21 protein-coding genes and 1 tRNA gene are annotated in these 23,150 nt (G+C 45.3%); 21 read left to right on the forward strand and 1 reads right to left on the reverse strand.

Annotated elements, in window-relative coordinates; all coding sequences use genetic code 11:
• Window positions 1–15 precede the first annotated feature (15 nt).
• The 17 genes from purR to PGH26_RS00390 all read left to right on the forward strand — a co-directional run bounded on the left by purR (window position 16) and on the right by PGH26_RS00390 (window position 15,445).
• Window positions 16–849: a pur operon repressor gene (gene purR, locus PGH26_RS00310; protein WP_323692074.1), complete on the forward strand. Its 834-nt coding sequence runs from the start codon at window positions 16–18 to the stop codon at window positions 847–849.
• A complete protein-coding gene (locus tag PGH26_RS00315) occupies window positions 846–1,223 on the forward strand; it encodes a RidA family protein (RefSeq protein WP_323692075.1) in 378 nt (125 codons plus the stop codon). Before purR ends, PGH26_RS00315 begins: the two co-directional genes overlap by 4 nt.
• 148 nt (window positions 1,224–1,371) lie before the next feature.
• Complete coding sequence (gene spoVG, locus PGH26_RS00320) at window positions 1,372–1,656, forward strand: septation regulator SpoVG (protein WP_323692076.1); 285 nt, start codon at window positions 1,372–1,374, stop codon at window positions 1,654–1,656.
• 196 nt (window positions 1,657–1,852) lie between these two features.
• Entirely contained in the window at window positions 1,853–3,226 is a 1,374-nt protein-coding gene (glmU, locus tag PGH26_RS00325) for a bifunctional UDP-N-acetylglucosamine diphosphorylase/glucosamine-1-phosphate N-acetyltransferase GlmU (protein ID WP_323692077.1), read from the forward strand.
• A 15-nt stretch (window positions 3,227–3,241) separates the two neighbouring features.
• Window positions 3,242–4,201, forward strand: coding sequence for a ribose-phosphate diphosphokinase (locus tag PGH26_RS00330; RefSeq protein WP_323692078.1), 960 nt, complete (start codon window positions 3,242–3,244; stop codon window positions 4,199–4,201).
• A gap of 104 nt (window positions 4,202–4,305) precedes the next feature.
• The gene (locus tag PGH26_RS00335) at window positions 4,306–4,944 is read left to right on the forward strand and encodes a 50S ribosomal protein L25/general stress protein Ctc (protein WP_323692079.1); all 639 of its coding nucleotides are present in this window, start codon (window positions 4,306–4,308) and stop codon (window positions 4,942–4,944) included.
• A 75-nt stretch (window positions 4,945–5,019) separates the two neighbouring features.
• Window positions 5,020–5,583 (forward strand): aminoacyl-tRNA hydrolase, encoded by a 564-nt coding sequence (gene pth, locus PGH26_RS00340; RefSeq protein ID WP_323692080.1) that lies wholly within the window; start codon window positions 5,020–5,022, stop codon window positions 5,581–5,583.
• Window positions 5,584–5,640: 57 nt separating this feature from the next.
• On the forward strand, window positions 5,641–5,868 hold the full coding sequence (locus PGH26_RS00345; RefSeq protein WP_323692081.1) for an anti-sigma-F factor Fin: 228 nt from the start codon (window positions 5,641–5,643) through the stop codon (window positions 5,866–5,868).
• A gap of 80 nt (window positions 5,869–5,948) precedes the next feature.
• Window positions 5,949–9,482, forward strand: coding sequence for a transcription-repair coupling factor (mfd, locus tag PGH26_RS00350; RefSeq protein ID WP_323692082.1), 3,534 nt, complete (start codon window positions 5,949–5,951; stop codon window positions 9,480–9,482).
• An 82-nt stretch (window positions 9,483–9,564) separates the two neighbouring features.
• Window positions 9,565–10,101 carry a stage V sporulation protein T gene (gene spoVT, locus PGH26_RS00355; RefSeq protein ID WP_323692083.1) on the forward strand — a complete coding sequence of 179 codons (537 nt, stop codon included), beginning with the start codon at window positions 9,565–9,567 and terminating at the stop codon, window positions 10,099–10,101.
• A gap of 123 nt (window positions 10,102–10,224) precedes the next feature.
• Window positions 10,225–11,814 (forward strand): putative polysaccharide biosynthesis protein, encoded by a 1,590-nt coding sequence (locus PGH26_RS00360; RefSeq protein WP_323692084.1) that lies wholly within the window; start codon window positions 10,225–10,227, stop codon window positions 11,812–11,814.
• 4 nt (window positions 11,815–11,818) lie between these two features.
• The gene (gene yabN, locus PGH26_RS00365) at window positions 11,819–13,288 is read left to right on the forward strand and encodes a bifunctional methyltransferase/pyrophosphohydrolase YabN (RefSeq protein WP_323692085.1); all 1,470 of its coding nucleotides are present in this window, start codon (window positions 11,819–11,821) and stop codon (window positions 13,286–13,288) included.
• Window positions 13,278–13,568 (forward strand): RNA-binding S4 domain-containing protein, encoded by a 291-nt coding sequence (locus tag PGH26_RS00370; protein WP_323692086.1) that lies wholly within the window; start codon window positions 13,278–13,280, stop codon window positions 13,566–13,568. The genes yabN and PGH26_RS00370 overlap by 11 nt, the downstream gene beginning before the upstream one ends.
• 85 nt (window positions 13,569–13,653) lie before the next feature.
• Window positions 13,654–13,950 carry a sporulation protein YabP gene (yabP, locus tag PGH26_RS00375; RefSeq protein ID WP_191691794.1) on the forward strand — a complete coding sequence of 99 codons (297 nt, stop codon included), beginning with the start codon at window positions 13,654–13,656 and terminating at the stop codon, window positions 13,948–13,950.
• On the forward strand, window positions 13,947–14,414 hold the full coding sequence (gene yabQ / locus PGH26_RS00380) for a spore cortex biosynthesis protein YabQ (RefSeq protein ID WP_323692087.1): 468 nt from the start codon (window positions 13,947–13,949) through the stop codon (window positions 14,412–14,414). The genes yabP and yabQ overlap by 4 nt, the downstream gene beginning before the upstream one ends.
• Window positions 14,415–14,470: 56 nt before the next feature.
• A complete protein-coding gene (locus PGH26_RS00385; protein WP_323692088.1) occupies window positions 14,471–14,890 on the forward strand; it encodes an FtsB family cell division protein in 420 nt (139 codons plus the stop codon).
• A 129-nt stretch (window positions 14,891–15,019) separates the two neighbouring features.
• Window positions 15,020–15,445, forward strand: a complete 426-nt coding sequence (locus tag PGH26_RS00390) for a S1 domain-containing RNA-binding protein (protein WP_025783716.1) — start codon at window positions 15,020–15,022, stop codon at window positions 15,443–15,445.
• A gap of 761 nt (window positions 15,446–16,206) precedes the next feature.
• On the opposite strand, the gene PGH26_RS00395 is transcribed toward PGH26_RS00390, so the two are convergent.
• Window positions 16,207–16,280 (reverse strand) — tRNA-Met (locus PGH26_RS00395).
• Between the two features lie 269 nt (window positions 16,281–16,549).
• On the opposite strand from PGH26_RS00395, the gene PGH26_RS00400 reads away from it, so the two are divergent.
• From PGH26_RS00400 to ftsH, 4 genes are all read left to right on the forward strand, one after another.
• On the forward strand, window positions 16,550–18,970 hold the full coding sequence (locus PGH26_RS00400; RefSeq protein WP_323692089.1) for a SpoIIE family protein phosphatase: 2,421 nt from the start codon (window positions 16,550–16,552) through the stop codon (window positions 18,968–18,970).
• A 27-nt stretch (window positions 18,971–18,997) separates the two neighbouring features.
• On the forward strand, window positions 18,998–20,401 hold the full coding sequence (tilS, locus tag PGH26_RS00405) for a tRNA lysidine(34) synthetase TilS (RefSeq protein ID WP_323692090.1): 1,404 nt from the start codon (window positions 18,998–19,000) through the stop codon (window positions 20,399–20,401).
• 52 nt (window positions 20,402–20,453) lie between these two features.
• Window positions 20,454–20,996 carry a hypoxanthine phosphoribosyltransferase gene (hpt, locus tag PGH26_RS00410; protein WP_025783719.1) on the forward strand — a complete coding sequence of 181 codons (543 nt, stop codon included), beginning with the start codon at window positions 20,454–20,456 and terminating at the stop codon, window positions 20,994–20,996.
• A gap of 129 nt (window positions 20,997–21,125) precedes the next feature.
• Window positions 21,126–23,123 carry an ATP-dependent zinc metalloprotease FtsH gene (ftsH, locus tag PGH26_RS00415; protein WP_323692091.1) on the forward strand — a complete coding sequence of 666 codons (1,998 nt, stop codon included), beginning with the start codon at window positions 21,126–21,128 and terminating at the stop codon, window positions 23,121–23,123.
• Window positions 23,124–23,150 lie beyond the last annotated feature (27 nt).

The raw sequence follows: 23,150 nt of genomic DNA on the forward strand, positions 1-23,150 counted from the left end.
TAGGAGTTGTTGGACATGAAGTGGAAGAGGAGTGAACGTCTCGTTGAGATGACACGCCATCTGTTGGAAAGCCCTCACCAACTCATCCCGCTAACGGTTTTTTCAGAACGTTTTCAGGCCGCAAAATCATCAATCAGTGAAGACCTGACGATTATTAAAGAGACATTTGAAGAAAGTGGTGCTGGAAAACTATTGACAGTTTCTGGCGCTGCTGGCGGTGTGAAGTACATTCCGCTAATGTCTGATCGAGCGGTGCGAGAGGTGATCGCACAAATGATTGAAGAATTGGGTCACTCGGACCGGTTACTGCCGGGCGGATACTTATATATGACAGACTTACTCGGTAACCCGCAGCTGATGGATAAAGTGGGAAGAGTGTTTGCCTCGGCTTTCGCTAATCACAATATCGATGTTATTATGACTGTAGCAACGAAGGGCATCCCAATTGCCCAAGCGATTGCCCGTCATTTGAATGTTCCTGTTGTGATTGTTAGACGAGATAGTAAAGTGACCGAAGGATCGACAGTGAGCATTAACTACGTTTCTGGATCAACACGGAGAATCCAAACGATGGTTTTGTCTAAACGCAGCATGAAAAGCGGACAACGAGTCTTAGTAACGGATGACTTCATGAAAGCCGGAGGCACGATGCTTGGTATGCGCCACCTTGTTGAAGAATTCGATTGTGAATTGGCAGGGGCTGCTGTACTCGTCGAGTCTGAGCACACAGAAGAGGTCCTGGTCGAAAACTATCGCTCTCTCGTGAAGTTATGTAAAGTGAATGAACGGGATCGGACAATCGAACTGGAAGACGGAAACTACTTTTCGGAAGGTGGAGATGAAAGATGAATTATGTAGCGACTGAACAAGCACCGAAAGCGATTGGACCTTATGCACAAGCGGTAAAGGTGAATGGGTTGGTTTACACGTCAGGACAAATCCCGCTGAACACAGACGGAGAAGTTGCCGGCGCAACAATCGAAGAACAGACGAACCAAGTGTTTGAGAACTTGAAAGCAGTTCTTGCAGAAGCAAACTCATCTCTAAACCAAGTAGTGAAAGCAACGGTATTCATAAAGGATATGAATGAGTTCGGGGCACTCAACGAAGTGTATGCAAAGCATTTCGGAGAGCACACACCAGCTCGTTCTACAGTGGAAGTAGCGCGTCTTCCAAAAGACGTAAAAGTTGAGATTGAAGTTGTTGCGGTTGCAGCAGAGTAAAACAAAACGTTCCTTTCGAGGGACGTTTTTTAGTGAATGCGGGGAATTTTTAATAATCGGAAAAATTTAAATTTGGATAAAGGGATTTAAAAAGTTTTGTAGAAAGTGTACTGCATACAGTTTTCACGAAAGGGGAATGGGAACGAGTATGCAAGTTACTAATGTTCGCTTACGAAAGATTGAAACCAATGGGAGAATGCGCGCGATTGCTTCCGTTACATTTGACGAGGAATTTGTTGTCCATGACATACGGATTATTGAAGGGAATGACGGTCTGTTTGTAGCGATGCCCAGCAAACGAACACCAGACGGAGAGTTCCGTGACGTCGCACATCCTATCAATCCAGCATCACGAACAAAGATTCAAGAAGCTGTTTTAGAAGCCTATTATGCAGATGAAAAAGAACCAAAGTTTGAAGAAGTACCTGTTTAAAAAAATCTGTCGATGAATTGTCACAGAGCCGCGGCTATTTTCAGCAGCGGCTCTTTCTACGCGATTCTAGTAGAAGTCTTGCGGAAAAAAACTATTAATAATAGAATATTGATACCAACTTGTCAAGTAGGAATAGTTGAAAAATCAGTCTTACTCAGCTATAGTCAAATATGAAAATACAGATGGGGGACAGCTCATGACACATACATATGCAATTGTTTTGGCCGCAGGTCAAGGCACACGCATGAAATCCAATTTATACAAAGTGCTGCACCCAGTTTGCGGTAAACCAATGGTGGAACACGTTATTGATCACGTAAAAGGTATTGGGGCAGACCGTGTAGTAACCGTTGTCGGTCACGGGGCAGAACTCGTGGAAGAGACGCTCGGTCAAAAAAGTGAGTATGTCCTTCAAGCCGAACAATTGGGAACGGCTCATGCCGTACAGCAAGCCGAAAACCTTCTGGGTGATTTAGAAGGTACAACACTCGTCATTTGCGGGGATACACCGCTTATCCGATCAGAAACGATGGATGCACTTGTAAACAAACATAAAGAGCTGGGTGCGAAAGCGACGATTCTAACAGCCATTGCAGACAATCCTGCTGGATACGGCCGAATCATCCGCGGCGACCAAGGTGAAGTACTTCGTAATGTGGAACAAAAGGATGCAACACCTGAAGAACAGGCAGTCACTGAGATTAACACGGGGACTTACTGCTTCGATAACCGTGCACTTTTTGAAGCACTCAAAAAAGTAAAGAATGACAATGCACAAGGTGAATACTACTTACCTGACGTGATGGGTATCCTTCAATCTGAAGGCGCACTGATCGGAGCGCATGTTTCAGACGATTTCAGCGAAACGCTCGGTGTGAATGATCGCGTTGTACTCGCACAAGCAGAAGCCGTCATGCGCCATCGTATTGCTGAAAAGCATATGCGTAACGGGGTAACAATCATTTCGCCGGAAACAACTGTAATTAGTGCAGATGCAGTGATCGGCCGTGATACGGTTCTTCAGCCAGGTACGATTATTGAAGGCCGCAGTTCAATTGGTGAAGAGTGTCTGATTGGACCGAATAGCCACATTATTGACAGCGAAGTCAGTAATAAGACTTCAATCCATTCGTCTGTCGTCAAGTCCAGTAAGATTGGATCGAATACGACGGTTGGTCCGTTCGCACATATCCGTCCCGAAACGGATCTCGGCGATCATGTGAAAGTCGGAAACTTTGTGGAGATTAAGAAATCATCATTTGGAACAGGCAGCAAAGTATCACATCTCAGTTATATCGGGGATGCTGAAGTTGGCTCAGCTGTAAATATCGGCTGCGGTTCAATTACAGTCAATTATGATGGTAAAAATAAGTTTAAAACAACCATTGAGGACGAAGCTTTCATCGGCTGTAACTCTAATTTAGTAGCACCTGTCACGGTAGGAAAAGGGTCTTACGTTGCTGCGGGATCAACGGTTACTAAAGACGTACCTGAAGACTCGCTTGCAATTGCACGTTCTCGCCAAGAGAACAAAGAAGGATACGCAGCAAAACTAAACTCTAAACGATAAAACAGGAGGTCCATCATGGGCAATGAATATCCAAATCACAAACTTAAACTTTTTACTTTGAACGCAAACGAACCTTTGGCACAAGAGGTAGCTGACGTTATCGGACGCCCTCTCGGAGAATGCTCTGTCAAACGTTTCAGTGATGGTGAAGTTCAAATTAATATCGAAGAAAGTATCCGTGGCTGCGATGTTTTTGTCATTCAGTCGACTTCGTACCCTGTCAATGACAACCTAATGGAACTCCTAATCATGATTGATGCATTACGACGTGCGTCTGCACGCACGATCAATGTCGTCATGCCTTACTATGGCTATGCACGTCAAGACCGTAAAGCACGTTCACGTGAGCCGATTACAGCGAAACTTGTTGCAAACTTGCTTGAAAAAGCTGGAGCGGACCGCGTCATTGCGATGGATCTTCATGCACCGCAAATCCAAGGATTCTTCGATATTCCGATTGATCACTTGGTTGCTGTTCCTCTACTATCAGATTACTTTAAGAACCAAGGTTTCAAAGGTGATGATATCGTTATCGTATCTCCAGACCACGGTGGAGTTACACGCGCTCGTAAAATGGCAGATCGTCTGAAAGCACCGATTGCAATTATCGACAAGCGCCGTCCAAAGCCGAATGTCAGCGAAGTCATGAACATTGTTGGACAAGTAGATGGTAAAATTGCAATTCTAATCGATGATATCATTGACACAGCAGGTACAATTACTGCTGGCGCAAACGCTATCATTGAAAGTGGAGCGAAAGAAGTCTATGCTTGCTGTACACACCCGGTTCTATCTGGACCAGCTATTCAGCGCATTAATGATTCACAAATCAAAGAATTGGTTATTACAAACACGATTGAACTTCCTGAAGACAAGAACTCTCCGAAAATCAAGCAGCTGTCGGTTGCAAAACTAATCGGGGATGCAATCGTTCGCGTATTTGAAGAGAAGTCAGTAAGTACATTATTCGATTGAGCCGGCGCAGAAGCTGGCTGTGATTGTGCACGAAATGTTTTGGAACGTCTTGTAGCGGGTATTTACTATGTAGGAAAACTTTATTTAAAAAGGGGACTAAACATATGAGTACAGCATTACAGTCAGAAAAACGAGAAATTGCACCACAATCAGCATTGCGTCAATTACGCCATGAGGGTAAAGTTCCTTCAGTCGTTTATGGTTTTAATACAGAATCGACACCAATTACTGTTATTGAACGTGACCTCATTAAAACGATTCAAGAACATGGTCGTAACGGGGCTTTCAAATTAGATCTAGATGGTAAGAACGTAGATGTCATGCTAAGTGATTATCAGGCGGATGTAATGACAGGGAAATTCGAGCACGCGGATTTCTTGGCAATCAACATGTCTGAAGAGCTTGAAGTAGACGTTACAATCCATTTATCAGGACAGTCTGCTGGTGAAAAAGCAGGCGGTGTTGTGCAGCAGCCGCTATGGGAAGTAAAAGTAAAAGCAAAACCTGCTGATATTCCAGAGCACATCGAAGTAGATGTATCTAAATTGGATATCGGTGAAGCAATTCAAATTTCAGACCTGCGCGCTGGCGCGAAGTATGAAATCTTGAACGAAGACGAAGAAACGGTTGTTCTCATTTCTGCTCCTCGTACAGAAGCAGAACTAGAAGCACTCGATGAAGAGACTGCTGGTGAAACTGCAGAACCTGAAGTTGTAAAAGAGAAAGACGAAGACAAAGAATAATCACAAAGAGCGCACGGCACCCCGTGCGCTTGTTTTTTCGTTTGCCGATTTTTTTGAAAGAAAGTGAGTAATTAGATGAAAATGATAATCGGGCTCGGGAATCCGGGCAAACAATATGCGTCAACCCGTCATAATGTCGGGTTCCAAGCAATCGACTTGTTAGCAGAACAGCTTAACGCGCCTGCTATGCAAACGAAATTCAATGGAATGATTACTACAGTCCGTGTTGGAACGGAAAAAGTCATGCTCGTCAAACCGTTAACGTATATGAACCTATCCGGTGAATGTGTGCGTCCTCTCATGGATTATTACGAAGTGAACGATGATGAAATTGTCGTCATTTATGATGATCTTGATTTGACACCTGGAAAGTTGCGTCTTCGCGCAAAAGGCGGTGCTGGCGGACATAACGGTATGAAATCATTGATTGCCCATTTAGGAACTAACGAATTCAATAGGATTCGTATTGGTGTTGGAAGACCTGATGGACCTATGAGTGTTGCGGATTACGTATTAGGTGCATTCAGTAAAGATGAGCAGCCGATGATCCAAGAAGCCGTGGAAAAAAGTGCATCCGCTTGTCGTTCTTGGACTGACCGGCCATTTCTCGAGATTATGAACGAATATAACGGCGCTTAAGCATAAGTCTCCTCATATCTGCCTATACTTGTACAAAAAGAGAGGCGGTCAGTATGGGTGATTTCTTATCGTTGTAAACATTGCCAAACTGAAATCGGTTCAATTCCGTTCGCATCCGTTGAGGAAACGATCCGTGAATTACTAAAGGCTGATGGAACGAACAAGGAGCGCTTTGTCGAAGTGACCCATAAGGGAGGGCTCGAGGTTCGTTGTATTTGCGAACAGTGCGAGCGCGCGATGCATGCGTCTCCGGAATACTACACAGTTGATAAGTGGCTTCAATAAGAAGCCTGGCTTTGGCACCTTTTGCGGGTGTGCAAAGCTTTTTGTGCTTATCCATTTCATGGAGAAAGGGACGGATTTGAATGGATTCACTAGTAAACTACTACGAAATGACTGCAGAGACGGTGCGGTTGACGAGCGAACTCAAACAAGGACACGACCGCCAGCTGCTAACCGGATTAACGGGTGGTGCAAAGACACTCCTATTCCAAGCACTGCAAGCAGACACCGGCCGTCCGATGCTCATTGTTTCACCCAATATGCTGCAAGCTCAGCGTACATACGAGGACCTCGTCAAGCTATTGGGCGAATCTCACGTGCATTTATATCCTGCAGAAGAGCTGGTTGCTGCAGATTTTGCTTTTGCCAGCTTTGAACTTCGTGCAGGACGTATCGATACACTAAATCATTTGGCGACACAGACAGAAGGCATCTATATTACCCCTGTTGCGGGTTTGAAAAAGATTGTTCCTTCTAAAGAAAGATGGGAAAGCAGCACATTATCCGCGTCTGTAGGGGACTCCATTGAAACAGATGAGTGGCTGCAGCACTTGACGAGTATGGGGTACACCCGGCAAGACATGGTGACAGCACCCGGTGAATTTGCATTGCGCGGCGGTATTTTAGATGTTTATCCGCTTACTGCGGAAGATCCTGTAAGAATTGAATTGTTTGATACAGATATCGATTCCATTCGAACATTTTCTGCAGAAGATCAGCGGTCTACAGGTAAGCTGGACCAGCTGATTCTTCTGCCGGCAAATGAGTTTACATGGACTGCGGAAGACCTTCAGCAAATCGCAGACAAGCTAGAGGCAGCACTTTCTAAAAGCTTGAAGAAAGTGAAAGACGAGCTCGTCAAAGAGAATTTATTGCTTTCAATATCAGGAGATATCGAACTGATGAGGTCGGGTATTCAGCCTGAGAATATGGTGAAGTACGCCGGATTTGCAGGAGACAGAGTAACGGAACTCGGAAGTTATTTACCGGAAAATGCACTTGTTGTGTTTGATGAAATCAATCGCATACAAGAAACCGCAGCAACCCTTGAAAAAGATGAAGAAGAATGGCGCATGTCTTTATTGGAGGAAGGGAAAATTGTTCATGACGCCAAGTTATCTGTTTCATTTACAGAAGCCCATGCAGCATTGAATACGAAAACGATTTACATGTCGTTATTCACAAGAAGTTTGCCTGGAATAACGGTGAAGGAAATCATCTCGTATTCATGCAAACCGATGCAGCAGTTCCACGGGCAAATGAATTTGTTGAAGTCCGAAATGGAACGTTGGCAGCACAATCAGTTCAATGTGTTCATCCTTGCTGAAGGGAAAGAACGTGTCGATCAGGTTCACTCTATTTTGCAGGACTATGATATTGATGCAACAGAGAATGGAGCCGCGACAAAAGAAGGCATGATAACAGTAGTGGACGGCAGTCTGCATGCGGGCTTTGAACTCCCGCTGCAACGTCTTGCCGTTATTACGGACGGGGAACTTTTTAAAGGGAAACCGAAGCGCAAGACACGTCCGCAAAAGGCATCGAATGCTGAACGAATTAAGAATTACTCGGAAATCCAACCTGGCGATTACATCGTTCACGTCAATCATGGTATTGGTAAGTACTATGGGGTCGTCACATTGGAAGTCAGCGGGATCAGCAAAGACTATCTCGATATTCGGTACCGCGGCGAAGACAAGCTGTTTGTCCCTGCGGATCAAATCGACTTAATCCAAAAATATGTGGCGTCTGGTGATAAGGAGCCGAAGCTTCATAAATTAGGCGGGGCCGAGTGGAAGAAGACAAAAACAAAAGTTACTGCTGCGGTAAAAGATATTGCAGATGATCTTATTAAACTCTACGCAGAACGAGAAGCACAAAAAGGCTATGCGTTTTCTGAAGACGATGATCTTCAGCGTTCGTTTGAAAATGCGTTTCCTTATGAGGAAACGGAGGATCAGCTCCGCTCGATTGTGGAAGTGAAACAGGATATGGAAAAGGAACGGCCAATGGATCGGCTGTTGTGCGGGGACGTTGGTTACGGGAAAACGGAAGTGGCGATCCGAGCTGCTTTCAAAGCGGTTTCAGACGGAAAACAAGTTGCATTCCTAGTACCGACCACCATTTTAGCGCAGCAGCACTATGAGACTATGAAGGCCAGGTTTGCAGACTTTCCGCTAGAAGTATCGTTGTTAAATCGTTTCCGCTCCAAGAAACAACAAACAGAAACGAAAAAAGGGCTTAAAAATGGAACAATCGATGTTGTCGTAGGGACGCACCGACTGCTTTCTAAAGATGTAGCCTATCAAGACCTTGGACTTCTGATCGTCGATGAAGAACAGCGTTTCGGTGTCACGCACAAAGAAAAACTAAAGCAGCTGAAGACGAATGTCGATGTCTTAACACTAACGGCCACACCGATTCCAAGAACGCTGCATATGTCCATGATCGGAGTCCGAGATTTGTCTATTATCGAAACGCCGCCAGCGAACCGTTTCCCTGTTCAAACGTATGTCATGGAAAATAACCTTGCGTTAACACGTGAAGCCATAGAACGTGAGATGTCCCGAGGCGGCCAGGTCTTCTATCTCTATAATCGAGTGGAGGACATGGCGAAGAAGGTGGATGAAATCCGTCAGCTTGTTCCTGAAGCTCGTGTCGGCTTTGCCCATGGACAAATGGGGGAAGCGGCATTAGAGGAAGTCATTCTTAGTTTCCTCGAGGGGGAATACGACGTTCTTGTTACGACAACGATCATTGAAACGGGAATCGATATCCCGAACGTCAATACGCTGCTTGTACACAACGCAGATCGAATGGGACTTTCTCAGTTGTATCAGCTAAGAGGGCGAGTCGGACGTTCAAATCGTGTGGCATACGCGTATTTCCTATATGAACGTGACAAAGTGCTAACGGAAGTTGCGGAAAACCGGCTTCAAGCGATCAAAGAGTTCACGGAACTAGGTTCAGGTTTTAAAATCGCGATGCGTGATTTGTCTATCCGCGGCGCAGGAAATCTGCTCGGTTCCCAGCAGCATGGATTCATCGACTCTGTCGGGTTTGACTTGTATTCACAAATGCTGCAAGACGCAGTTGAAGAGAAACAGACAGGTATTTCTAAAGAGGATCGTCCCGATTTGGAAATTTCACTCCCAATCAACGCCTACTTACCGGATACGTACATTAAAGACGGCTATCAAAAAATCCAGATGTACAAACGTGTTAAAGCAATTGAAGCAGAAGAAGACTTTAACGAGTTGTGGGATGAAATGACAGACCGCTTCGGGGACTTGCCATTCGAAGCTGAATTATTAATGCGTGTCGGACGCATCAAGGCATGGGGGAAAGCAGCAGGCGTGGTATCGATTAAGAAACGGCAAGCAATGATTGAAATTCGCTTTTCATCCGAAGGAACCGCAAAAATAGATGGAGCCAAACTTGTTTCGGAGACGCTCAATTACGGTCGGGCTGTCGGATTTACTATGGATAATGGTACTTTACTCATTAAAATCGATGATCGACGATTAGGACAGCACACGGAGTTCGATATATTGGAAGCGATTATGCAGCTTTTACAAGATGCATCTAAGGAAACATCTGAAGTCGATGCCGGATAGAGCCACCACTGCATAAAATGCCCATGTATGAAGCATACTGAAACCGTAGCGCGGATTTCATATGGAAAGTGAGGCATCATGCATGAAGGCAACCGGTATCGTCCGCAGAATCGATGACTTAGGAAGAGTGGTCATCCCGAAAGAGATTAGACGAACACTTCGGATACGAGAAGGAGATCCACTCGAAATTTTTACAGACCGTGATGGGGAAGTCATTTTAAAGAAATATTCCCCGATTTCAGAGCTCGGCCAGTTTGCAGTAGAATACGCTGAAACCCTTTATCAAACACTTGGTACTCCGACACTCATCAGTGATCGGGATGAAGTAATTGCTGTAGCGGGGCTTGCGAAAAAAGACTACATGAATCGGCAAATCTCTGCGGATGCAGAAGAAATGTTAACGAAGCGTACAATGATCACTGAAAAGTTGGAGAAGACGGTTGAATGGGTACCTGGACAAACCGAACAGGTGAAATCGTATTGTGTGACGCCCATTGTCGTAAACGGCGATACGATTGGAGCCATTTACCTTCTCTCCAAAGTCCATTTCATTGGTGAAGCGGAACAGAAAACTGCTGAAACGGCAGCTCTGTTTTTGGCAAAACAAATGGAACAATAATGCACCTGCACAACCTGAGTACATCGGGATGTGCAGGTTTTTTTGTGCGTGTCCCGTCATGCTGTCGTTTCGAGTTTCGAATGGTATAATGGACACCATCTACAAGACGAAAGAGGATTCAGTATGGCGGCATCGGAATGGAATATGAAAACATTCATGAAAGGTGCCTCGATCTTAACGATATCTGCACTAATCGTGAAATTGCTTGGGGCTGTCTATCGCGTTCCATTTCAAAACTTGGTCGGGGACAAAGGGTTTTATATTTATCAACAAGTATATCCTTTCATTGGGATCTTCATTATCTGGACAACGTACGGAGCGGCAGTTGCAATATCCAAATTATTGGCAAGTACACAGCGTGCTGAAGAACGTCGTGCCATTTTAAGGTTATCTTTTGTATACTTAGGTGTTTTAAGTCTCATTGCGTTCGCCACTCTGTTTTCAGGGGCGTCTTTAATTGCCGCTCTCATGGGCGACGCTGAATTGGCACCGCTATTGCGTACCGGCGCTTATGTACTGCTCGTCATGCCTTTTCTTGCTGTATTTAAAGGAACCTTTCAATCACGTGGCGAAATGGTACCAATCGCAGTTTCAAACGTAGGTGAACAAGGAATTCGAGTGGCCATTATTTTAATCGGCACTTGGGCAGCGGTCCAATCCGGTGCTTCGTTATACGAAACCGGAACAGTTGCTGTATGGGGAGCTGTTATCGGTCAGACGGCAGGTGTCATCCTGCTTGCGTTTTGGAGCCGGAAATCAGTACGGGTCCCTGCCGCAGCTATTGATAAAAGAAAAGTAATTAAAGAACTCACACTGATTAGTTTAAGTATCAGCGCAAGCTCACTTATATTGCTGCTGTATCAGATGGCGGATGCGTTTACCGTTTTGAATTTATTGAAGGAATCAGGCGTTCATGAAGACATGGCAATGATGGAAAAAGGGGTATACGACCGCGGGCAGCCGCTAGTACAGCTAGGCAGTCTCATTGCAACAACACTTGCCATGGCGATTGTTCCGCTCATTGCACACCATACCGCAAAATCCGAGGGACGCAGTGCATGGACGTTTGTTCAGTTGACATACCGCGTAGCCATTATGTTTGGCTGGGCAGCGGCGGCAGGACTTGCTCTATTATTGCCTCAGGTAAATGTCCTGCTGTTTGAAACGGATGAAGGATCATTCGCACTTGCTGTCTATTGCATACAAGTTTTCTGGCTGTCTTTAATTTTGCCTCTGTGTGCAATTTTGCAAGGTTCAGGCTCAGGCAAAGTTCCAGCAATTCTTCTGCTCTTCGGCTTTGGAGTGAAAATCATCTCGAACGTCCTGCTTATTCCGCTATACGGAATAACGGGTGCAGCAGTTGCTGGAAACATAGGCTTCGCCATAACTGCGGCAGCCTTACTCATTTACTTTAAGCGGAGATATCCAGAACAGCTGGCCCCAGTACGTTTTTACGGTTGGATTTTACTCGCGACGGTTGCGATGGGGGGCATAGTTGAATTGTGGTTAACAATTATGAAGACCGTTACTCAGGACGCGGGCTCAAGATCTGTTGCAGCACTTTCTGCGTTTCCAGCAGTCGTAGTAGGGGCTCTCGTATTCTTAGTGATTATTATGAAAGCCCGCATCTTGGCAGAAAGAGACTGGTATTTGCTGCCTTTCGGGAAGCGATTGGCACGCGTACAATTATTATTGACGAAAAAGAAAAGGTGATAGCATGTATCCAATTACAATTGTAGGACTTGGTTCAGGTGAACTGGATCAGCTTTCCGTTGGTGTTTATCGTAAACTAAAAGCTGCACAGACACTCGTTGTCCGTACAGATCAGCATCCAGCGGTAGACGAATTGAAATCTGAAGGCGTACAAATGACGAGTTTTGACAATGTGTACGAATCTCAAGATGCGTTTGAAGCAGTTTACGATGAAATCGTAGAGCGGTTATTGAAGATGGCGGAAGAACATGCAGTCACGTATGCAGTGCCGGGTCATCCACTCGTTGCGGAGCGGACGGTTCAATTGCTCATTGAGCGGGAAAAGACGGGGCAGGCTATTCTCGACATTGCAGGAGGGAATAGCTTCCTGGATCCAATATTTGCTGCGCTTCGGATTGATCCGATTGAAGGATTTCAGTTAGTAGACGGCACAGAGTTACGTCAAGACGATGTGCAGATGCGTCAGCACGTTCTGATTGGCCAAGTGTATGATTCATTCGTTGCGTCGGACGTGAAATTGACGCTCTTGGAAAAGTACGCAGTGGACCATCCCGTCACAATCGTGACAGCTGCGGGCACGTCTGGTGAAGAAGTGCGTACCGTTCCTCTAGTTGAACTGGACCGGGAAACACGTATCGATAATTTAACGACTGTTTACGTGCCGCCCGTCGTTGAACAGACGGATCGTTTAAAAGAATGGCAGACATTCCGCGAGATTATCGCAAAACTGCGGAGTCCTGAAGGATGTCCATGGGATCGCGAGCAGACACATGAATCGTTGAAGCGATTCATGATTGAAGAAGCACATGAAGTGCTGGACGCGATTGACCGTGAAGATGATAATGATTTGATTGAAGAATTAGGTGATGTACTGCTGCAAGTATTCTTGCATGCGCAAATCGGCGAGGATGATGGATACTTCACGATCGAGGACATTTTGCAGGCAGTTGGCGATAAGATGATTCGCAGACACCCGCACGTATTTGGGGAAATTGAAGTGGCGGATTCTGATGAAGTCTTGAAAAACTGGCAAGATATTAAGAGTGAAGAGAAACCGAAGAAGGATTCATTGCTGGATGGGCAAGCGTTATCCAGTTCGTCTCTTCTGACGTCGTTCAACTACCAGAAAGCTGCCGCGCGAGTTGGATTTGACTGGCCGGATGTTGCAGGTGCGTTTGAAAAGTTCGAAGAGGAGTGGCAGGAATTCAAGGTTGAAGTGGCAGAGGGAACTCAGGACTCACGGACAGATGAGCTCGGGGACGTCTTTTTCACGCTTGTGAATATCGCGCGTTTCTTAAAACTATCTCCTGAGGAAGCCATGCAGCACGCCAATCAGAAATTTAGTAATCGTTTTTCTTACATCGAGCGTTCTGTAACAGCAGGCCGCGGGTCGTTTGACGATTATACAGTAGATGAACTTGAAGAATTTTGGCAGCAAGCAAAACGAATTGGAGGAAACCAAGATGAGACTTGATAAATTCTTGAAAGTGTCACGGTTAATCAAAAGAAGAACCCTTGCAAAACAAGTAGCGGACCAGGGCCGTATTACGATTGACGGCAAAGTGGCGAAAGCGTCGTCTGATGTGGCGCCGGGAAATGAACTTGCCATTCGCTTCGGGCAAAAGATCGTAACGGTTAAGGTAAATGAGCTGAAGGCATCTACGAAAAAAGAAGATGCTGCTATGATGTACACGATCATGAAGGAAGAGAAACTTGAAAAAGTGGACCCTGAATTTGTAGATGATGAAGACTGATTAGACATGACAGGAAATTTCCTGTCATGTTTTTTGTTGCGGGCGCATAGGATGGCAGTGTACAAATCAGACAGGGGGACAGACTATGCAAATTCAAACTGAAAGCCCAGCTTACACAATTCCATCCGGTGATCACGTCGTGACCATGCGGAACCGCAAACGAATGGATCTTACATCTGTTAAAACGATCGACCGGTTTGACCAGGAAGAGTTCTTAGTCCGCACATCGCAAGGGATGCTTACCATTAAAGGGGAAGAATTACGCATCGTTCACTTGGATGTGGACAAGGGACTTCTCACTCTTGAGGGATCTGTTGCCACGCTTCAGTACGATGAAGAAGAGACAGGTTCACGTAATTTCCTCCATAAATTGTTCGGATGAGCATCTCCGCGCAGTTTGTGAGCTTGCTTGCGATGATGGGAACGGGAATCATCGCAGGCGCATTCATGGATATGCTGGGAACGGGGATTGCCAATACAGGGAAGGCGTCCATAATTCGCAAAAGCGCCATTTGGCTTGAAACACTGGGGTGGCTGCTTGCAGGATGCTTCGCATTTGCTGTGTTGTTTGTTTTTCGAGATGGGGCGTGGCGGATGTACGACCCGCTCGCCCAACTGTCGGGATTGCTGCTGTATGCAACAGTTTTCCATAAACCCTTTAGACTTTTAGGAAGAATTATTATTGCAGTGCTCATCCGTCCGATTCTATTCGTTTTCCGGATTTTATTTTGGTTCATCCGATATATATTCCGAGTGATTCAAGCGATAATTTTGCTTGTATTCCGGCCCTTTCAATTCATTTACAATAGATTTTTCAGATATCACTTCAAAAAAAAGCCAAAGTAACGTATACTATATAATTAAGATATCTGTAAAATTGTAATTGAGGGGATGTGCAGGAGATGGAGCAAAAGGCTAGGAAGGTTTCTTCCTCATCGGTTGCATCGATTGAAACTGAATATGTCCGCTCCATGCAACGAAAAGAGGACTGGCGGCGTAAGCAGAAAAAGCGGCTTAAAGTGAAGCTGCTCATTTTTGCAATGATTGTTGTCGTCACATTCGGAGGCATTGCGAGCTACAATCACCAACAGAAAAAGATGTTGGCCTCAAAACAACAAGAAAAACAGGAACTGATCGAACAGCTGGCCGTTAAGACTAGTGAGCAGGAACAACTGAAGAAACAGTTGTTGAAACTGGATGACGAAGAGTACATTGCAAAGCTTGCACGTAAGGAATACTTCGTTTCCAACAAGAATGAAATTATCTTTTCCCTTCCGGAAGGGAAGAAAAAATTAAACAAAAAAGACGACGGAAAAGAGTAGTCTTATTGACACTCTTTTTTTGTTGGATATAATGAAAGTAGGAATCTTGCGCAGGCAAGACCCGTAAAAACGGTTGCTAGGCTTCTGAAACAGGAGCCCGCTTAAATTCTAAGGAGGAGCATTTTTTTTATGTCAATTGAAGTAGGCAGCAAATTAGAGGGTAAAGTGACAGGGATTACAAATTTTGGGGCATTCGTTGAATTGCCAACCGGCGTAACAGGACTCGTCCACATCAGTGAAGTGGCAGACAACTACGTCAAAGATATTAATGACCATTTAAAAGTCGGCGACATGGTTGAAGTGAAAGTCATGAACGTCGGTTCTGATGGCAAGATTGGCTTGTCGATCCGGAAAGCAAAACCGGAATCGGAACAACGGCCGCAGCGCCCGCAGCGACCGTCACGCCCTCGTCAGGGTGGGGGACGTCCTCCTGAGCGTCCAGAGAATTTCGAGACAAAAATGGCGAAATTCATGAAGGACAGCGAGGAACGTCTAACAACACTTAAGCGAGCAACTGAGTCAAAACGCGGAGGACGCGGAGCACGCAGAGGCTAACACGCTTTATTTCGGTTGGAAACGACCCTGTTGAGCTGTTTCAATGCAGGAAAAAATGTCTTATAGATAAAAGCTGAGGATGCGCAATTGCGCACACTCAGCTTTTTTTAGTGTGTTGGCAATTAGACTGCTGGATAAATCGATTCTGGGTGAGTTTAATGCTGACTGGCGCAAAGTATTTGATAGAAAATAAGCGAAGCGCTGCCAATTTATTTTTTAGGCAGTTGAATAAGTGCTTGATGGGGGAAGCTCGGTAGCTGTAGTTATGATCAGATTGCTGAGTTTATGAGCGGAAATCGAGGGTTATGATCAGAATGGTGAGTTTATGAGCGGAATGCGAGGGTTATGATCAGATTGTTGAGTTTATGAGCGGAATGCGAGGGTTATGATCAGAATGCTGAGTTTATGAGCGGAATGCGAGGGTTATGATCAGAATGCTGAGTTTATGAGCGGAATGTGAGGGTTATGATCAGAAAGCTGAGTTTATGAGCGGAATGCGGGGGTTATGATCAGAAAGCTGAGTTTATGAGCGGAATGCGAGGGTTATGATCAGAAAGCCGAGTTTATGAGCGGAATGCGGGGGTTATGATCAGAAAGCTGAGTTTATGAGCGGAATGCGTGAGTTATGATTACATTGTTGAGTTTATAAGCGCATTCCATGGGTTATGGCCAAATTTCAAGAGTCTTAAGCAATTCCGCCTCACACAAACACAAAAAAGGACTTGTCCAAGTGGACAAGTCCTTTTCAACACATTTTTATATGGCGGCAGAGGGGATCGAACCCCCGACCTCACGGGTATGAACCGTACGCTCTAGCCAGCTGAGCTACGCCGCCGTTGGAATGCTCGTCAACGTGATGTTCACGACCTTGTTTATCATACAGATTATTTTCTGATCTGTCAACGGTTTCTTGAAATATAAAAGCAATCGCCTATAAACCCAATCATACTGCGCTGAAATGGGGATCATCACACACAATCTCCCTAGAAAGAAAACATCCCCGGAAACAGTCGAAATGTTTTTAGGACCAGGTGTCAGGAACAGACAAATTATTAGACAACTAGCCTGTATACTAACGGCAATAGATCATAGGGGGAATGAGAAATGAAGATGATCAGCAGTAATACAGAGAGATCACTGGGTCAGCAAGTTCAAGGTGTGGTTGGGTCAATCTTACAACGGAAAGTGCACTTATTGACAACGTTTCTATTCACAATCGGATCGTTCTTTTTATCGCAGGCTGTGCTGTTTGACGCAGCGGTACCGTTTTTCTTGCCTGTCTGGGCGTTAGCTGCGATTCGCTATCCTAAGTATATGCTTCCGGTGTTCATTGGCGGGATCAGTGGAAGTTTGTTCGTCGGTCTGGGACAATCTATTATCTTCATATTGCAATTACTACTATTCAACCTTGTCATTCGACATCCGTTTACCCGGAAATCGGTGCCTCTTACAGTTGCAGGAACTGTGATTTTTACACAAGTATTCTGGCAGCTCATTATGTATGCAGGACAACCGCCGCTAAACATACAGCTTGCAATCGGATTTGAGGCATTGCTCGCATTGCTCATGACGTTCTTTCTATTTCTGGCATTTCCGCAAGTGGACAAGTTATTGTATACGCCGTGGCGGGCAGAGCAACTGGGAGCTGCCTGTATCGTCGCCGCTATGGCTACAACGGGAATGAACAATCTAATTATCGGGTACATTTCAATTCCAGGGTTATTACTTTATACTGCAATCTTAATTGCAGCTCTTACAGGGGGCGTGTTATTTTCGACGACAATCGCCATGCTCATTGCAGCCATAACGGGAATGGCGGAACTGTCGTTTACAGGGATGATGACGGTCTATGGTATGACTGGGTTTGCTGCAGGATCTATGAAAGGGTTCGGGAAGCTGGGTGTCGCAACAGGAGGGCTGTTTGCATCTGTCTTTTTCCTATTATATGATTTGACGCTGCCTCTTGATGAAACCCATTTTGCGACAATAGGTGCGGCGACGCTTCTATTTTTACTGATTCCGTCGAAACGGCTCGCATCGGTCCGTGAAGTCCTTGTGCCGGAGCATCAGGATTTATCCGAAAAACGCCAGCAATGGCTGGCACGCAGGTTGGATGAACAACTGACGGACTTCCAGCAATTTGCTTCCTTTATGTCGACAATGGTGAACGATCAGTTCCCAGTTCAAGAATCACGCCAACTGGAGCAAGTACAAGAAACGCCCAGTGCGTGCCGATCTTGTTTCCGTTACTCGAAATGCTGGGCATCACAAGACGACAGTATGCCTAATTTGCTGTCTGAATGGGAGTCAACGTATTCTGCCACGAAAAAAGCAGCACGGCATCGAGTGGAAGAGAAAATCAGATACAAATGTGTACGCCATACTGGATTGCTGGAAGAATTAGAAGAACGCGGTGCAGATCGGCTGCTGATGGGTCAATTGCAGCACGGTCGAAAGATGCTCGCGTTACAATTGCGTGATATGAGCACCCATTTAGAGAATATGATGAATGAAATTAAAGAAGACGTGACGATTTATCGGCCATCAGAAGAAGAACTAGGCAAGAGCTTGAGAGCTCAGGGCATTGACTTCTTCCAAATTGATATTTTATCGGAGGAAAAAGGGGCAATGCGCATCGTTTGTTCGATTCCGGAAAGACGTTCATCCTTTGAAACCGATACGACTGTAGCAGAAAGGCTGATTCTGCCGATACTCGAAGAGATGTATCAAGAGCCGTTCCAAGTAGAAAAGGCGTTGTTGAGAGAGCAGCCATTTGCCCATTTACAGTTAACTTTCACATCTGCAGTTCGTTTTTCTATGCAATATGGTGTTATGGCAACGGCTGGAGGCGGTTCTTTCTACGCGGGGGATGCCTATGAAGTTTTCCCGATACATGATGGCTTAACTGCAGTCTTGCTATCGGATGGAATGGGACAAGATATGAACGCCTACTATGAAAGCCAGAAAGTCATTCGGTTGATGCGCGAATGTTTGGACCGCAAAATGGGACCGGAAACAGCAATGCATACGCTGCATTATATGATGGCATTGAATGGACTGGATGATATGTATGCGACACTGGACTTAGCACTTGTCGATTTACAAGACGGAAGATTGTGGTCGTGGAAAGCAGGATCTATGAGTACGTATATTAAGCGGGGCGATGAGTTTTTACGTGTAGACAGCAAAGCGGTTCCATTCGGTTTCTTACCGTCCTTTACAGTAGAAGCGAAGAACGAAGAATTGAAGTCGGGAGATATCATCGTCATGATGACAGATGGAATGTTCAATGGAGACATCCCGCTTGAACAGCAAGAAAAGTCTCTATGGCAAATGCTTGACGTTCATGCTGAACTGGAGTGTGATGCACTGGCAGACCGAATTATGGGGGAAATGGAACGTAAATATAAAACCACGGCGGACGACCGTACGGTACTTGTTATGAAAATGGACCACATTGTGCCAAGGTGGTCGAGTGTTAAAGTACGTACACCCTCACTTTTTCGCCAAAAAGTGGTAGGATGAAGAGAGAAAATGGCGGAGGTGGTTCAGGTGAAGGAGAATCGATTTAAGAAGGTGCCGGCCTTCATCCGCCAGCAACGATTAGTGCGTAACGATGACCGAGTATTAGTCGCGTGCTCAGGAGGAGTGGACTCGGTCGTGCTGCTGCATTATTTAAGCAGGTACTGCAAGAGTTTGGAGATTGAAGTTGGAGCTATACACGTTGATCATTGTCTTCGGGGGGAAGAATCTGCAACAGATGGTAAGGTTGTTCAACAACTTTGCGAACGTCTCGCCGTTCCATTCTACGGGACGACTTTACCGGTTCCGGATTTGTTGAAAGCACATGGAGGGAATCTTCAAGAAGTTTGCCGGACTGGACGTTATTCATTATTCGAAGAAACGATGTGCCAGAAGGGGTTTACGGTTCTTGCGGTTGCTCATCACGCGGAAGATCAGCTGGAAACAATTTTAATGCAGCTTGCAAGAGGTAAACGGCCTCAAGGTATGCCCATAACCAGACCTTTTGGCACAGGGCAGCTGGTACGGCCATTTCTAACACTTATGAAAACGGACTTATATGCGTATGCTGAACAGTATAGCTTGCCATTTAGAGAAGATCCAAGTAATGAAAAAGACGACTATACCCGTAATCGGTATCGTCATCATATCGTTCCTGTTTTACTGAACGAACAGCCTTCAGCAGCAGAGACTTCTGTACGAATGGCAGGTGTTTTGCAAGAAGAAGATGCCTTTCTTGAGAGTCTGGCAGAAGAACAGCTGAAACACCTCTTAACCTTTACGGATAAAGGGATACCGATTATTCATTCAGCTGAATTTCGGTCTATGCACCCGGCTTTACAAAAGAGGGTAGTTCCTCTACTATTAAAGTATCTTTACGATGGGGAAACTATACCTGCAATTTATAATAGTGACTTGTTGAATCAGCTCATACGTCAATTGTCAGCAGACACCGGAAGTGCATTAATTAGTCTTCCAAATAGGTGGCTGCTGCAAAGGGACTATGGGATTTCAACGTTTGTTCAGGCAGAAGAAGATCCGGCAGATCGGGTCGTTCCATTTCCGCCGGATGAATGGGTTCAATGGGGACAAATGAAGCTGCGCTGGTGCAAGTCCTCCGCTGTAGATACAGCCACGCTAGACGATATGACCGACTGGCGTTATTTTCATTCGGAAGATGGTGGGCTTCCTTCCTTAATTCGATCGAGACAATCCGGAGATCGGATTCGATTGAGTGGAATGGAACACCCTAAGCGGTTAAGCCGTTTGCTGATTGATGAGAAAGTAAAACAATCGGTGCGAGACAGACTGCCAGTTATCGTATCTGAGCAGGGAGACATTTGTGCCGTTCCTGGCGTTCGTTACAGTGATTCATTTACCAAAAAAACGTCTGCTGATCAGGCGTACATACTGTTGATGGTCTGGCCTGAATGACAGTAACTGCTGTACATTTTTCAGACATACACATTTTAGGAGGAATTTTTTCATGTTGGAAAAAGATATTCAAGAAGTTCTGATCTCTGAAGAACAACTGCAAGAAAAGGTAGCAGAACTTGGCAAGCAGTTAACAGAGGAATACCAAGACAAGTTTCCACTTGCTATTGGTGTACTAAAAGGCGCTTTGCCATTCATGAGTGATCTTATTAAACGGTTCGATGCATACATAGAACTTGATTTCATGGATGTTTCTAGCTATGGGAATGCAACAGTTTCTTCGGGCGAAGTTAAAATCATCAAAGACTTGAATGCGAGTGTAGAAGGCCGCGATATTTTAATCGTTGAAGATATTATTGACAGCGGAAAAACACTTAAGTATCTTGTAGAGCTATTTAAGTACCGTAAAGCGAAGTCGATTAAAATTGTAACGCTTCTAGACAAGCCGACAGGTCGCAAGGTTGATTTGAAAGCAGACATGGTAGGCTTTGAAGTTCCAGATGCATTTGTAGTTGGATACGGACTTGACTACGCAGAAAAGTACCGCAATCTTCCATACATCGGTGTTTTGAAGAAAGAAATCTACACGACGTAAGTGCTTTTTGGACCCTTTAAGAGACAAGTGTCATAAGGCTTTTTTCTTAAGGCATTTTCTTTGTGATTCAAATTGCATATGTGATAAGATTGTCAATAGTTTTCTGTTGAAGAAATGAGGAGGCTTGGGATGAATCGAATATTTCGATACTTTCTATTATATGGGCTGATTTTTCTAGCGATCATGGGAATTTTCAGTTCGCTGAACAATCCGAACCCAAAGATGGAAAAGATCCGTTATGACGAATTTCTCACAGCATTAGAACAAGAGAAAGTAGAGTCTGTCGAAATTCAGCCTGTCCAACTAGTGTTAGAAGTTAAAGGGCATATGAAAAACGCGAAAGACGATGCAACTTTCACTACGAATGTTCCGATGAATGATGAGATGACAATGAACGATATTCGCGAACTTGCACTTGCAAAGAACGCGAAAGTAGAAATTTTGCCAGCGCCAGAAACAAGCGCTTGGGTTTCATTCTTTACCGGCCTAGTGCCATTTATCATTATCATCATCTTGTTCTTCTTCTTGTTGAACCAAGCTCAAGGTGGCGGTGGTGGCGGCAAGGTTATGAATTTCGGGAAAAGCAAAGCGAAATTGCATACCGATGACCGTAAGAAAGTACGCTTTACAGATGTCGCAGGTGCGGATGAAGAGAAGCAGGAGCTCGTCGAAGTAGTCGACTTCCTGAAAGATCCTCGTAAATTCGCTGCCGTTGGTGCACGTATTCCTAAAGGTATCCTTCTTGTAGGACCTCCAGGTACGGGTAAAACTTTGCTGGCTCGTGCAGTTGCCGGTGAAGCGGGCGTTCCATTCTTCTCGATCTCAGGTTCTGATTTCGTTGAGATGTTTGTGGGTGTCGGAGCTTCACGTGTTCGTGACTTGTTTGAAAATGCAAAGAAAAATGCACCATGTATTATCTTCATCGATGAAATTGACGCTGTTGGACGTCAGCGTGGCGCAGGCCTCGGCGGCGGACACGATGAGCGTGAACAGACGTTGAACCAGTTGCTCGTTGAGATGGATGGTTTCGGCGAAAACGAAGGAATTATCATCGTAGCAGCAACAAACCGTCCAGACATTCTGGATCCGGCGTTATTGCGTCCAGGTCGTTTTGACCGTCAAATCACTGTAGGCCGTCCAGATGTTAAGGGGCGTGAAGCGGTACTTAAAGTACACGCTCGCAATAAGCCGCTTGACGAAACGGTTAATCTTAAAGCACTTGCACAACGGACACCAGGTTTCTCGGGTGCAGATCTGGAGAACCTCTTGAACGAATCAGCGCTTGTTGCTGCAAGACGCAACAAAACAACAATCGATATGTCGGACATCGACGAAGCGACCGACCGTGTTATTGCGGGTACCGCGAAAACAAGTCGTGTCATTTCTGAGAAAGAACGCAAGATTGTTGCGAACCACGAAGCGGGTCACGTTGTTGTCGGTCTTATGCTCGATGATGCAGAGATTGTACACAAGGTTACGATTGTGCCTCGCGGGCAAGCAGGCGGTTACGCTGTCATGCTTCCTAAAGAAGACCGTTACTTCATGACGAAGCCGGAACTCCTCGACAAAATCGCAGGACTTCTCGGCGGACGCGTATCGGAAGAAATTGTTCTTGGTGAAGTTTCTACAGGTGCTCACAATGACTTCCAGCGGGCAACCGGTATCGCGCGTTCCATGGTAACGGAGTACGGAATGAGTGATAAGCTCGGACCGATGCAGTTTGGTCAAGCACAAGGCGGAAACGTCTTCCTAGGCCGTGACTTCAATTCCGAACAGAATTATTCAGATTCGATTGCTTATGAAATTGACCAGGAAATGCAGTCAATTATCAAAGGTGAGTATGAGCGGACAAAACGGATTCTTACCGAAAACCGGAGCCTGCTCGATTTGATCGCGAAGACGCTTCTAGAAGTAGAAACGCTCGATGCAGAACAAATCAATCACTTGAAAGACCACGGTACACTTCCTGACCGCCCGTATGAGCGTAAAGAAGTTGGCGAGGGTGCTGAAAGTGATGCGAATCCTGATGTTACTGGTGCTCCTGCAGATCCGTCTGTTGGTGATTTACCGGATAGCGAAGGAACAAATGAGCCACTTGACTCGATTGACGAAAAACGAAGAGATTAATTATAACCAGCTGACTGTCCGTCAAAA

The organism is Sporosarcina jeotgali (assembly GCF_033304595.1).
GTDB classification, from domain to species: domain Bacteria; phylum Bacillota; class Bacilli; order Bacillales_A; family Planococcaceae; genus Sporosarcina; species Sporosarcina jeotgali.